Origin of the sequence: Anaplasma marginale str. Florida (assembly GCF_000215485.1) — a bacterium.
Lineage (GTDB): Bacteria > Pseudomonadota > Alphaproteobacteria > Rickettsiales > Anaplasmataceae > Anaplasma > Anaplasma marginale.
This window is the reverse complement of record NZ_AFMS01000129.1, coordinates 1-13413: the sequence shown is the minus strand read 5'-3', so window position 1 is coordinate 13413 and position 13413 is coordinate 1. Positions and strand designations below refer to the sequence as shown.

11 protein-coding genes and 1 other RNA gene are annotated in these 13413 nt (G+C 50.7%); 4 read left to right on the top strand and 8 right to left on the bottom strand.

Going from position 1 to position 13413, the window contains the following annotated elements; all coding sequences use genetic code 11:
* Both GAC_RS03560 and GAC_RS03555 read left to right on the top strand, forming a co-directional pair.
* On the top strand, positions 1-696 hold a 696-nt coding region (locus GAC_RS03560; RefSeq protein WP_037349476.1), incomplete at its 5' end, for a tetratricopeptide repeat protein.
* Positions 697-794: 98 nt separating this feature from the next.
* Positions 795-1385: a hypothetical protein gene (locus GAC_RS03555; RefSeq protein WP_010268256.1), complete on the top strand. Its 591-nt coding sequence runs from the start codon at positions 795-797 to the stop codon at positions 1383-1385.
* Positions 1386-1440: 55 nt separating this feature from the next.
* Here the strand turns inward: GAC_RS03555 and folK are convergent, their stop codons facing one another.
* The 7 genes from folK to GAC_RS03525 form a co-directional block, all read right to left on the bottom strand.
* Positions 1441-1977, bottom strand: a complete 537-nt coding sequence (gene folK / locus GAC_RS03550; RefSeq protein ID WP_241759824.1) for a 2-amino-4-hydroxy-6-hydroxymethyldihydropteridine diphosphokinase — start codon at positions 1975-1977, stop codon at positions 1441-1443.
* 540 nt (positions 1978-2517) lie between these two features.
* Positions 2518-5520, bottom strand: a complete 3003-nt coding sequence (locus tag GAC_RS03545; RefSeq protein ID WP_029209887.1) for a phosphoribosylformylglycinamidine synthase subunit PurL — start codon at positions 5518-5520, stop codon at positions 2518-2520.
* Positions 5521-5727: 207 nt separating this feature from the next.
* Positions 5728-6059, bottom strand: an RNA gene (gene rnpB, locus GAC_RS05320) — RNase P RNA component class A.
* 236 nt (positions 6060-6295) lie between these two features.
* Positions 6296-7270: a biotin synthase BioB gene (gene bioB, locus GAC_RS03540; protein ID WP_010265738.1), complete on the bottom strand. Its 975-nt coding sequence runs from the start codon at positions 7268-7270 to the stop codon at positions 6296-6298.
* Complete coding sequence (locus GAC_RS03535; protein ID WP_011114521.1) at positions 7257-7541, bottom strand: hypothetical protein; 285 nt, start codon at positions 7539-7541, stop codon at positions 7257-7259. Before GAC_RS03535 ends, bioB begins: the two co-directional genes overlap by 14 nt.
* A gap of 100 nt (positions 7542-7641) precedes the next feature.
* Positions 7642-8097, bottom strand: a complete 456-nt coding sequence (locus GAC_RS03530; RefSeq protein ID WP_011114520.1) for a PAS domain-containing protein — start codon at positions 8095-8097, stop codon at positions 7642-7644.
* Positions 8098-8260: 163 nt separating this feature from the next.
* Positions 8261-8890 carry a murein hydrolase activator EnvC family protein gene (locus GAC_RS03525; protein ID WP_241759968.1) on the bottom strand — a complete coding sequence of 210 codons (630 nt, stop codon included), beginning with the start codon at positions 8888-8890 and terminating at the stop codon, positions 8261-8263.
* Between the two features lie 155 nt (positions 8891-9045).
* Between GAC_RS03525 and glpX the strand changes: the two genes are divergently transcribed.
* Positions 9046-10011 (top strand): class II fructose-bisphosphatase, encoded by a 966-nt coding sequence (gene glpX, locus GAC_RS03520; protein ID WP_011114519.1) that lies wholly within the window; start codon positions 9046-9048, stop codon positions 10009-10011.
* A 312-nt stretch (positions 10012-10323) separates the two neighbouring features.
* Here the strand turns inward: glpX and mnmG are convergent, their stop codons facing one another.
* The gene (mnmG, locus tag GAC_RS03515) at positions 10324-12237 is read right to left on the bottom strand and encodes a tRNA uridine-5-carboxymethylaminomethyl(34) synthesis enzyme MnmG (protein ID WP_012659062.1); all 1914 of its coding nucleotides are present in this window, start codon (positions 12235-12237) and stop codon (positions 10324-10326) included.
* Between the two features lie 80 nt (positions 12238-12317).
* Here mnmG and GAC_RS03510 point away from each other — a divergent pair, with 80 nt between their 5' ends.
* Positions 12318-13100: a phosphoribosylformylglycinamidine synthase subunit PurQ gene (locus tag GAC_RS03510; RefSeq protein WP_010268224.1), complete on the top strand. Its 783-nt coding sequence runs from the start codon at positions 12318-12320 to the stop codon at positions 13098-13100.
* Positions 13101-13413 lie beyond the last annotated feature (313 nt).

The window sequence follows — 13413 nt, the reverse complement described above, 5'->3', positions numbered from 1 at the left end:
GTAGAGGCGGAGAAGGATCAATACCTATCAACCCACCCGGTTAGTGAGCACCGTTTGGCGAAGGTTAGCAGCTATTCGAGGAGTAACGCGGTTAAGGGCTTTTCTGATGACGATATAGCCAGCTTTGGGCGCGTTGTGGAGAAGACAGAGGCGTTTTTGACACCTGTGCAATTTCTTGAGCGTGGCACACTATCCCCATACATGAAGTCTATACTCAACTACAGAAAGGCTAACACGGATGACGCCCTCAGGGAGCTGGGGCTCTTAATCGAGGCGAAGCCGTCCGACCCGTACTTGTATGAAATGCGCGCCCATATTTTCTACAAGCTTGGTCGGATAGAGGAATCTGTGTCAGACTATAAAACCGCGCTTGGTCTGCTTCCTGAAAACTCTATGATAAAACTAGAATTGGCCCAGGCGCTGATGTTGAAAGATCCTCATGAGACGCTTCAGTATTTAGAGCAAGTGTCTTATCAAGAAAAAGAAAACCCATTGGTCTGGAAGAACCTTGCAATAGTTTACGGTAGAACTGGCAATGTTGGCATGTCCTATTTTGCCATGGCTAACAGATTTTTCGTCGAAGGTGACAACAAGAAATTTGCAAAATATGCTGCGCTGTCCAAAACGTACCTGAAAAATGGCAGCGTGCAGCTGCGAGTTATAGAAGACATGGAAGAGGTGCGCAAAGCACGGTAATGTAACGCCTTTCCTGCAATTGAGCAGCGAGTTAATAATTCTTTGTTTACTACCATGGGTTAAGTTGTGCACTATACATTCTATGCGTCAGGGTTGCTGTGTTCGGAGTGTGGAAAAAATCCGGGTTTTGTTGCATAGTTGCTTGTGCGCTGCTATCCTCGTGTATCACCACGGAAGAGCATGCACGCAGGGCCGTATATGAGCCGCCCGCGAGTGTTGAGGGTAGGGCGTGTGTAGCGCGGTGTGCACATACCAGGAATGACTGCTACAGGAAATGTCAAGACAAATCCCAAGAGTGTGAGGCGCGGGAATCTAGGAACAGTGCCTCTCGGTACATCGGTGGCATTATGGACATGCTCGACGGCTTTATTAAGAGGCAGGAGGAGCGTGACAGGATAAGTTCGTGCGAAGCGCGGAAGAGCGCATGCATTTCCAATTGCAGTTCAGACACTTTTTGTGCCTTCAGGTGCGAATCTCAATATAGATGCACAGGTGGCTCCTTCAAGATAGGTATTGGCAAGCCTACCTTCAGGGATAAAAGAGATTCCTGCAGCACGCGACGCTGCGACGCCCTGTGTAAAAACGACTATGATGTATGCTACGTAGATGAATGTGGTGGCAGAATATACGAGGCACAACAGGAACCGAAACCACGGCCAGATAGTGGTGGCAGCCAGGCTAGCGGCTGATAGTCCCCTCGGCTGTAGTAAGGCCTCGTTACAGAACGTACAACACGATCCGAGGCTATGTACGGGTGCAGCTCAGCGGGCCGTACTTTTTGACCACATCTACTTCCTGCATTGACGATAGAATAGTTTCTAGCGTGGTTTTGAGCACAGTATGGGGGAACCTAGCGCAGACATCGCATGCTGGTACGAGGACGAAATCTCTTTTGTGCATCTCCTTGTGCGGTATAGTGAGGGCGTCACTCTGCATCGACAGGCCATCGTACAGTAGTATGTCCACATCTATAGGTCTTGGGCCCCATGTTCCAGTGTTGCTTCTTCCCAAAGTATACTCCACGCGCTTTATGCACCCCAGCAGCTCATCTGGAGACAGATTTACGTAGCCACACATTACCATGTTGAGGTACGGCATGTCCCACCAAGTAGGTGCCCCATCCGGTAGCAAAGCCCTGGTTTCGTATATATACGAACAATGCCCGTTGTAGATGGGGAGCAGCCTGACAGCAGCCTCTAAATTGTTCTTTCTCGAGCCAACGTTGCTACCCAGTGCCAGCACCACCACGTCTACATTTCCGTTGTTTGTTGGAACATGCAAGGCATTGTTGCATTGCCGCGAAATTTTAGCGAGTGATTTTTGAGCTTGCCATCTAACGCATTGGCCCCATATGTCCACCTGTGGGGCGTGAGGCTTTAATCTTCCAGGGCAACCTATACTGCTAAAATGCGGAGCCGTAGGTTGGCGGGTATAGGTTGGTGGGTACAAGTTTTATGCGTATTGTGCCAAAGTTGGAAGCACCCGCGGTTCTATAGCCGTACAGTAGGTCTGGGTAGACGTTTAACTATGTGCATCAAGTGTGCGTATTAGTACGGTTTATGTATCGCAAACGGTGTGCACAATCTCACCAATGCGCCGCAATGCTAGACTGTAAATACGCGACGTGTCGCATCCGTGCCGCATTGCGCATCATGAGTGTGTGGTTCAAAGTTGTGGCTACATAACAGCCGTGCACGTGGTTCAAACGTGTGAGGTTGACGGTGCTGCTCGGCCTAAGGCCGCCAGCCTTGTGTAAATCTTGCGTATGATGGCCCGCGGAATGCTTCTCAACTGTATTGGGCTATGATTTCGCCGGTTCCACTATAAGTTTTCCGCACAGTGGTCGGCATAATGGCTATTGCTGAACGCTTTGTAGCTGGCTTCGAGGTCATGCAGACACACTTCTGCAACGTCTGTAATTTTTAGCATATAATCTTTCGTGGTTCTGCCTATGCGCGCATGCGGGACTTCTGAGAAGATTGACTCAAACTCTGCGCTGCGGTCTTCATGTACAGTTACGATTATCCTGCTTTGTGATTCTGAGAACATAATAGACTTTTCCCACATTTCATCTTTCGGTATTCCGCTTGTAGGCACTGCAGATAGGTCTATTTCGGCGCCAAGCCTGCCCCCTATGAGGGCCTTGGCCAAACCAACTGCCAGTCCACCGAGGCCTGGCGCGATTGCGGAGGCTATTATGCCGCGGATTGTGGCATGGTGGAACTTACGATACATCAACTTGGCAGTTTGTGCATCTACTGAGGGAACGCTACCACTATTTAGTCCGCTATAGGCCTGATATTCTGACATGCCAAGCTCGTTATAGGTGGTACCCAGGATGTAGATTGGGTCCATTCCCTTGACGTGGGGCGAGATAGCACTTTCTACATTTTCAATAATGCCAAGCGTGGAAATCAGCAGAGAGGGCGGAGCGGAAATACGCACCGGTTGGCCAGCGCTGTTATACCCGTGAAAATCGTTGAACATGCTATCCTTCCCAGATATGAAGGGCGTACCAAACGCAGTAGCATAGTCATAACAAGCCTTGGCTGCCTGCTTCAGTTGCCAGAGTCTGCCAGGTTCGGTTGCGCTGCACCAGCAGAAGTTATCGATGAGTGCAAGGTGGTCTATATTGCCCCCTACTGCAACGTAATTGCGTATTGCGGTATCAATGGCGCAAGCTGCCATCCTGTAAGGATCAACCTCTCCGTATCTACATCCAAACCCCTGAGACGTGACTACTCCTCTTTTGGATGAGGGTACAGGGCGAAGGACTACTGCATCTCCACATATTCTGCCCGCGCCCTGTAGCGGTTTTATGACGGAAGACCCCTGTACTTCATGATCGTACTGCGAGATTATATACTCTTTGCTGCAGATATTTTTGCGCCCAATAATGTTGCGCAAATCCTCCGCTACTGAGGTGTTTGTTCTTAGCTCTGACTGTTGTTGGGTGTAAAATTGTTTTTCAGTAGTAAGGGTTAATCTAGGAACGCCGTTGTGCAGAAAGCTTGTGTCTATGTCCATGATGACCTTACCATTGTACGTGACAACTGCCCGTCCAGTGCTGTTGAATTCTCCAATGATGCTGATTTCTACGTCATGCATTTGCATAATTTCTGCAAGTTTTTGATACTTGCTGGGAGGGACAGCAAGCGTCATCCTCTCCTGAGATTCAGACACCCATATTTCCCATGGTAGCATGCTTTGTGTTTTGAGGGGGACCTTGTCCAGCTCAACATTAAATCCTCTCACGCCCATTTCACCGACGGAAGAAGAAAGGCCGCCTGCCCCGTTGTCTGTTATTGCATTATACAGCCCCAAATCCCTTGCCTGCTTGATTATTGCATCAGACAGTTTTTTCTGTGTGATAGGGCTACCTACCTGCACCACAGTAGCGCCTATTCCCTCTCTTAGCGCATGTGAAGAAAACGTGGCACCGTGGATTCCATCTCTTCCCACTCTACCGCCAACTACCACTATGTAATCTCCATCCTGCACGGTCTTGACATGTGCTGGCAGCCCACAGACTGTGCGTGGTATAATCCCAATGCTGCCGACAAAAACTAGCGGCTTGCCGCAGAATCTGTTATCGAAGTATGATGTCCCAATGGTGGTTGGGATGCCCGAACAATTTCCTCCCGAGTTTACTCCCCGTATTACCCCATCCGCAATTTTCCGCGGTGGCAGTATCTCCTCCAAGCACTCCCGGTCTCTGTACAGCTTTTGTTCCAGGTTGTCTGCAAAACAAAAGTGGTACGAATTCATAATCGGTTTTGCGCCCATACCGAACCCGATTATGTCCCTGTTCACGCCCAGAACACCAGTTTCTGCTCCTCCAAATGGGTCAAGAGCGGAGGGGCTATTGTGCGTTTCCACCTTGGCTACTACGAGAAAATCGTCATCAAATGTTATGGCTCCGGCATTATCGGAGAAGACCGATATGCACATCGGTGAGTTTATGTCGGAAGTTGCGCGCTTTATGCAGTGTCTGTACAACCCCTCTTTGATCTCATCTATCTGGGCGGAAAATATATTGTGCTTGCAGTGCTCTGACCACGTCTGCGCCAGGGTTTCTAGCTCTATGTCGTTTGGTGGGCGGTTTTCGCCATCAAAGTATGTGCGAATGGCGTGCATGGCCTCCAAGGACAAATTGAGCGGCCCGCGTCCGTCAATCCCGTGCTTGCTAATTTTTTCAAGCTCCTCATCGCTAACATGCAAGTCTACCGCACGTACGTCCTCCTCTACCCCCTCGCCCACAACATCAGGGGCCATGATGAATGGTATCGGGTGCGGGGTTATAATAGGGTTTGCTATTGAGCGGTTAATGGCGCACACATTTTTATTGCCTAGGAATTCTACTTCAAAAACACCTTCTGCTTTCGTGTGTACCAGCTTACAGTACTGCACCAGTGGATTGTAGTTGCGTGCAGTGCGGTCTGGCTCTTCTTTGAAGAAAAAATTCTCCGACGTTCGGACCAGGACGTCTTCAATGCATAAAAAATCACGAATTATCTGAGCCGCCGAGTTTCCCACGTTGTCGGTCATCCCGGGAAGGTATCCTATCTCCACTGACCAGGTTGCTCCTAGAATTTCAAATAAGTCATAAGGTTTGCCAGATTCTATATTTCTGTACCCGTGTGCTCCAGGTGCGTACATATCGTGTTCGTATATAAAAGCGTAGCACTTGCTAGTTGTGTTGTTTGATAGTAGGCCTCTGACGCGTAAAACGTCTTCCGTGCCTATTTTGTTTGGGGTGCGGACAACATATGCGAGTTTTCTGCTGGGGTCAAAGATGTCATCAACCGCAATTCTGAATATCATACGGCGGCCACCGTGTTTGAGGAACAGCCCCACATTATTGCAGATCATTAAATTTTTACATAGTCAAAAAGTCTGCTGCAGTTGTGGGTGGCGCACGTAAAAACACGCACCAGCCGAGCGGGAACTGCGGAGCCGATGTGCTACAGCGCAGGATACTCTGTGAAGATGCAACCCATGAGCGTCTGTTACGTGCCGATGGATTACATGCGGACCAGGTGGAGATAAGCCGGATTCTGTTTATGTAGCCATTCATCTGGGGCAAGCATCGCTACTTACCTCAAGCGACTTACCCGGGTAACATGAGAGAAGACACAATACCCTTCTTAGCCTTGCTCCTGGTGGTGGTTGCCTGGCTGCTACGTGTCACCACGAGCACGGTGCGCTCTTACCGCACCTTTTCACCCTTACCTCGTAGAGGCGGTAATTTTCTGTGGCCCTAACCTAGGGTTACCCCCGGCAGGAGTTACCTGCCACCATCTTCCCTTGGAGTCCGGACTTTCCTCTGTACAACGCGGCACAGCGGCTACTTCTCCACCTGGGGCCCGATTCTATACAATACCGCGGAGCCGCGCAAGCCTATGGTTTGTGATACCCAGCCACGCAAGCTCCGGTTTTATTGTATTCTGTAACCACAGACGTGGCGGACCTCACTACACTAAGCATCTGCATGAGTGACGTTCGCTTGTGGCGCTGCCACCGCGGCCAACGGACTGCATGACAAGCCCGTGGAAACACGCCAAGCCGGGGTATATCTAGATGGAGGAGGGAGAGGTATTCACGCAAGCTGCGCATCGGAAGTGGTGCAAGCCGCACGGGAAGGCGTGATTCCTAACTGCGAAAACAGCCGCTGGTCGTCTTCTGGTCTGGCATTTGGCGTGGTTAGAAGCTTCTCGCCACAAAATATGGAGTTCGCTCCTGCCAACATACACAGCGCCTGCATCTCTTCCGACATTTCCCCCCTTCCTGCTGCAAGGCGCACGTAGGACGCGGGCATCATGATGCGCGCAACCGCGATGGTGCGGACGAAATCAATATTGTCAATCTTCGGGTTGCCTTCCATAGGGGTGCCCTCGATCGGAACGAGACGATTGATTGGTACAGAGAGTGGATGTTGCTCCAAATTTGCTAGAGTCACCAACATACTTGCCCTATCCTCGGTGCTTTCACCCATACCCAGTATTCCTCCACAGCAGACTTTGATGCCCGCTTGCTGGACATTGCGCACGGTCTCCAGCCTCTCCTCGTACGTACGTGTGGTGACCACGTTGTGATAGAATTCGCGGGAAGTGTCCACGTTGTGGTTATAAAAATCTAGGCCCGACTCCTTTAGTTTTTGTGCTTGATCGAGCTTTAACATGCCCAGGGACGCGCAGCTCTCCAACCCTTCGCTTTTTATTGCTTCTACGAATTGGCAGATCTTTTCTAAATCTCTGTCATGCAAATTTCGCCACGCTGCCGCGAAGCAAAATCTGTCAGCCCCAATTTCTTTTGCCCTCTTCGCAGCTGTTTTGACTTCTTCAACAGTGGATAGGGATTTCTTTTCAAGGCCTGTGTTGTAGTGTGCACTCTGGGCGCAATAGCGGCAGTTTTCCGGACAGCTCCCGGTTTTGATGTTCATGAGCGCCGCGACTTGGACCTCATTATTTCGGAAATTCTGCACATGTACTGAGTGGGCCTTGAGTATGAGGTCGCTAAACGGCATACGGAAAAGCTCCAATGCCTCCTCAAGCGTCCAATTATTTCTTATCACGCTTTGAACACTCCTTATCGTGTTTGCTACTATAGCGCCTGAAGGACTCACTCATAGCCTCAAACTCATCGCGGCTTACAAAGCCCATGTCTCTTATACAAGACTCAGCCTTGCGCCTAGCAGCCATCTTTCCCTCCGCCAACGCCCCCGAAACCAGGCCGAGCACGGAGACGCCCAACCTGACACAGTCACGCAGAAGCAGGGAGAACATACGAAAAAACGGCGAAACCACGACATTGCGGATTCTATAAGTACTGCAGCGCGATGTCAATCACCCCCAGGTTCTTTTATGCCAAGACGCACTTGACAGCCCAGCCTGGCTTCTGATACGTGCGGGAAGCTATGTATTGACTGTACCCTATGGGCGACACCTAGTATATTCTGCCTCCCACGACCCCGATTATGTGATCAACGACGTTATCCTGACCCAGGGGAAGCAAGCACTGCCTTATTTTTATATCACTGCCATCAGCGGTCGTCTTTTCTGATTCTTCTATCAACGGGCGCTGGTTGTCTACCACTGATTCTAGGTAATCAAATAGCCCTTCGACTATCTGCGGGAAGAAAATAACTATATTTTCTGATTCTGAGTAGTACCTAAGGTCAGATTTATAAAGCCTCACAGACTCCTCGCCCGCGTATACGCATTCGTATTTTCTGCCGTCATCAGCAACTTTGACTTGAAGCATGAAGCAATAGGGCCAAATCTCCATGATGTCTGCCGGATCTATTTCTTCTTTCGCAGGAAAATTCCTACCATTGCGCAACTGGTCCCAGTATGAACACAGTATGTTTATTGCACGTCTCTCCGACACATATTCTGACATCCGGTACTCGCTATCCTTGCAACAACTCTCGGACTCTACATCAGAGATATTTATTTTTCCTTACTTGCCCAAAAATGTTTGTGGCATCTACTGCCCGTCCAGCGCGGCACTTTGGCACGGATGCCAGAGATTGACCACTCTGGTCAACACATGTCGCGTTTATCTAGCGGCAACCGCGGGCTTGGCAGCTTTTTTTGCACTTTTTGATGTATTGCACGGGGTCTACAGGTTTACCATTGCGCCTTATAGCAAAACAGAAGAAATACCCACTGTCCGCACTCTGGCTAGATTTTGTAATTGTTGCGATCACCTGCCCCTTCTTCACCTTGTCGCCAATCTTGACGTGTACCTCGTGCAGATAAGAATAGAGCGAGATAGTGTATTTGTTGTGTTCCAGTATGACCAAACTTCCATACCACCGGAGACCCTTCCCCACGTACATGACCTTACCGCTTCCTGCGGCTTTGACCTTTGCGATGCCATCTGCGAATATGGCGACCCCGTCATTACAGTAGGGGCCCTTTTCGCCTTCAGCGCCAGATTCTACGACCCTTCCACCATTTAGCGGCATGTCAAACTCACATTCCTTAGGAGGCGAAGGTTTTTTGGGCCCTTGCTTGAGCTTTGCGCTTGAGGGGGGAGCACCACGTGTGGATATGTCTCTCACCAGCAACTTGCGCTTCGGTGCAGCCGTTGTTGCCGCCCCCCTGTCGCCGTAATCCCTCGTTAGGTGGTAATCAGCATTTTCATCGCGTTCCCGATTTCCATAAAACTCCTCACCCCTGAGGGACACAGGAGCCGGCTCCTGAGTGAAACAGCCGTACAGAAGGAAGCTAGCCAGTATTAATGCTACTACACGCACATTTGTAAGTTGATTGCCTCACCATTCGCTGTATCATAATGGACTCCTGAGTACTTGTTAATGATTATTTCTAGAGGTAGGCGCGCGTGTTGGGTGATGGTCTGTGTATGGAGTTTCTCAATGTAACGGAGCGCGCAGCGATTGAGGCGCACAGATTTGCGGGTAGGGGGAACGAAAAAGATGCTGATAAGGCAGCGGTTGATTCTATGCGTTCCACGCTCAACAAAATGTGCATCAGCGGGACAATAGTCATTGGGGAAGGTGAGAGAGATAACGCTCCTATGCTGTATTCTGGAGAAAAAGTCGGCATTGGGGGCCCAGCTTTAGATATAGCGGTTGATCCATTAGAGGGTACTACCACATGCGCCCTGTACAAAGATGGTGCAATGTCTGTTATTGCGGTGGCGCAATCCGGGTGCTTATTAAAGGCGCCAGATGTCTACATGGATAAAATAGCTGTCGGTCCGGGGTTGCCTCATGGGGTAGTATCCCTGAGTGGCGATCTGAAAACGAATCTACATAGCCTATCGCACGCGAAAGGATGTGCCGTGTCTGGTTTAAGAGCCGTAGTGCTAAACAGGGATAGGCACGCCGCTTTAATAGAGGGCCTAAGGGAGCTGGATGTCCGCATAAAGCTAATAGACGACGGTGACCTATCTGCTACGCTGTCACTGATTCGCGAGGAGAACGACATTTACCTCGGCATAGGGGGCGCACCTGAAGGTGTGCTTTCTGCAGTCCTGCTTGCAGCTGTGGGCGGGCAGATTGAGGGAAAGTTGGTTCTCAATACAGATGCGCTGCGTGAAAGAGCGAAAAGCGTGGGTGTGGAAGACATGGATAGGTCGTACGCGACCGGTGACATGGTGCGAGGGGAGGCGTTTTTCATAGCTACCGGGGTGACCGATAGCTTGATAATGAGGGGGATTTCGCGCAGCGAGGGTGGATGCGTTACTGCAGATTCAGTAATCTTCTCCACGTTGGGTGTTATTTCACGGGTACAGAGAACATTTTACAAACCCCCCGCCGGGCCTGTTGTGCGCGCTCAGCGCTAGCGAACTGTAAAACCTTTACGGGCCCGCCGCCGCACTGGGCGCTGGCACACTGCATGGGTGAGGGCTACATCCGCACTGGGGCTCCAGCACAAATTGCGCGAAAGGCCCCCGGATATAGGGGTGATCTCAAAAAGCTACGTGGACGTTTGCTGTGGATGCTGGTCACGCGTGGAGTTGCGCGCATGGGTGGGTGACTCCGTGATTCTCTCAAATAGGCTGCTGCGGTCTGTGCGCTGCAACTGCCATATCTAAAACGAACACAGCAGCGTCTATGACCAGTAAAAGAATAGGGATGTGGCAGGCGGCAGCTTGCTAGCTATTTTGGTGAGATGCTCTACCGCGGCACCGTAGGTGTATTATGATATTGGCAATCGCTGCTGGGGTTATGCCAGGAATCCTCCTAGCAGCTCCTATGGAAAACGGCTGCGCACGTTGCAGCTTTTCCTGCGCCTCCTTGGATAGGCCGTGAACCTCGGAATATCTTATGTCTGCCGGGATGGACGCATTTTCCTCTTCTAGAAACGACTGTATGTCTGCTGCTTGGCGTTGAAGGTATGGTGCGTACTTCCCCTCGATGCCCACTGCGGCTAGCGCGGCCCTGCTGAAGGAATTCAAGCTTGGCCACAGTTGTATGAGGATGTCCATGGTTATGCTAGGATGACCCAACAACTCAAATGCAGTTTTCTTCTCTCCGTTCTGGGATATGAATATGCCGCACTTGGACAACGTGTGTGGGGTTATACTGGTTCGATGTAGCTCCTCAACCAACCTATCCATCTCTTGCTTTTTGTTGTACAGAACACCAAACCTCCTTTCCGAGACAAGGCCGGCATTGTATCCCATTTCGGTGAGTCGCATGTCGGCATTGTCGGAACGTAGCCGCAGCCTATATTCCGCTCTAGACGTGAACAACCGATAAGGCTCACTGGTGCCCAGCGTGACCAAGTCATCAATCATGACCCCAATATATGCTTCACTCCTCTTCAAAACGAACGGAGCATGGTTCTGAGAAAGCGACAGTGCCGCATTGGCTCCCGCTACAATTCCCTGGCCAGCCGCCTCTTCATACCCGGTTGTGCCGTTGATTTGCCCTGCGAAGTACAGCCCCTTGATCTTCTTGGTTTCTAATGTGTGATGCAGCTCTCGCGGATCCACGAAGTTGTACTCGACCGTGTACCCGTGGCGCAACATCCTAACATTTTCCAGGCCCCTTATGCTGCGTAGCATTTCCAACTGCACGTCTATTGGACAGGAAGTCGAAACGCCGTTTGGATATACCGAGTTGGAATCTAACCCTTCTGGTTCCAAAAACACCTGGTGGCTTTTGTGTTCTGGGAATCTTCTAACCTTCTCCTCTATGGAAGGGCAATACCTAGGTGCCGCGACGTCCACTAATGATGCACAGGAGGCAGCGAGGTGCAAATTGTTCCTGACGATCTCGTGCGTTTTTGTATTCGTGTGGGTAATGTAACATGAGACCTGCGGCAAAACGATGGCATCAGATAGAAAAGAAAACGGGGTTGGGACTAAGTCACCCTTCTGTTCCGCTGTGGCTGACCAATCTATGCTGCTTCTGTCAATTCTTGGTGGTGTACCGGTCTTCAACCTACCCAACATGAAGCCGTGTGCGCATAAAGCCTTTGCCAGCCTTGTGGAAGGTTTATCTCCCATCCTGCCGGCCGGTATACCCTTATCTCTCCCCACATGTATCATTCCCCCGAGGAAAGTCCCCGTAGCCAGAACAAGCCTCCTTGTGTGCAGAACTTTCCCACAGGACAGCGTGACTGACGCAACACACGGGCTTCCCGCTTCGTTGTCGGTTGAAAAATCTATCACTGAGGCTTCCAGAACTTCTAGGTTCTTGTAACCCAGAACGATATCCTGCATAGCCGTCCTGTAGGCATCCCGGTCCGCCTGAGCTCGCGGCCCCCAGACTGCTGGGCCCTTGCTCTGGTTGAGTATGGTAGAGTGTATGCTTGCTTTGTCGATAGCTTGCCCCATCAACCCGTCAAGCGCATCTACCTCCCGCACCACGACACCCTTGGCTACACCCCCGATTGCGGGGTTGCAGGACATTTCGCCTATTGAACCAATTTTATGGGTAATTAGCAGGGTCTTCGCACCAACGCGCGCCGCGGCTGCCGCGGCCTCACACCCCGCATGCCCCCCACCAACCACTACGACTTCGTAGCTTAGCACAACAACCAACCAGATGATATAGAACACTAGATGGTAAAAAGTAATATAAGACGTGTCAAATCGTGCTAAACTCCCGGTGCCTTAGGTTGCGAGCGTCAATATAGCGCATGAATTTAGTAGTCTTATCCGGATATGGGCTGAATTGTGAGGAGGAAACCCTCTTCGCGTTTATGGAAGCAGGGCGGTTTTTAAACGCCAGTGTTTCTGGGAGAGTAATGCACATCAACGAGCTGTTGTTGAATCCCAAATGTCTCAGAGAGTTCAACACTATGGTGGTCCCCGGCGGATTTTCTTACGGTGATGACACGGGTGCCGGCAACGCGTTTGCCCTGCGTATGCTGCACGGGCTCGGAGAGGAAATCCAGGCATTTGTGGAACAAGATAAGCTGTTGTTGGGGATATGCAACGGGTGCCAGATTTTGCTCAGGGTATTTTTCCCTGACATAGCCCTAGTGCGTAATGATGTCGGTAGGTATCAGTGCAGGTGGGTAAAGGTCAAATCGTGTTGCAGTTCGATATGGCTAAAGGGTATAGACGAGATGTATATTCCTGTTGCGCACGGTGAGGGCAGGTTTTACGCTCCAGACAATGCACTACTTGGGCTTGCGGAGCGGGGCAGCGTCGCGATGAAGTACACAAGGCCTGATGGTGAGCTCGCCGACGGACAGTTTCCACATAATCCCAATGGATCCGCATACGATATTGCCGCACTATCAGGAAATAATGGCCGGGCCCTTCTGATGATGCCGCACCCCGAAAGGGCGGTATTTTTCACTCAACGGTATGACTGGACGGATATCAAAGATGCAAACGTGCGTGCGGGCAAGCCCGTGCCCACCTATGCCGATGGTTTTGAAGTTTTTTGTAACGCTGTTAGGTATTTTGCCTAACTACACCGTATGCAGCTTATACTTTCCGTGCATCACCAAAGCTATGTAATAAGTTGTTATGCAGTGTAGTTGTACACTAGGAATGGGGGAGTAGGCCTGCATGTAGGATATCCCACTTTGTGGGTGCTGGGGGTAGTATACGCCTCAAAATGCAGGGTTACCAAAGCTGCGCACGCTTCCCACACAGGCCTCGGCTTGTGGCTCTAGCGCGGAGAAAGCACAGATGCATGTGAATTTCCACCACAAATGACGCAAAAATAGCCCGACTACACATGGAGAACTGCACCAACCATACACCAGCATCTCCGCAAGG

Coding starts and splice junctions, on each gene's coding strand:
- GAC_RS03510 (WP_010268224.1), top strand. CDS start 12,318: ATGAATTTAGTAGTCTTATCCGGATATGGGCTGAATTGTGAGGAGGAA.
- GAC_RS03545 (WP_029209887.1), bottom strand. CDS start 5,520: ATGATATTCAGAATTGCGGTTGATGACATCTTTGACCCCAGCAGAAAA.
- GAC_RS03530 (WP_011114520.1), bottom strand. CDS start 8,097: ATGTCAGAATATGTGTCGGAGAGACGTGCAATAAACATACTGTGTTCA.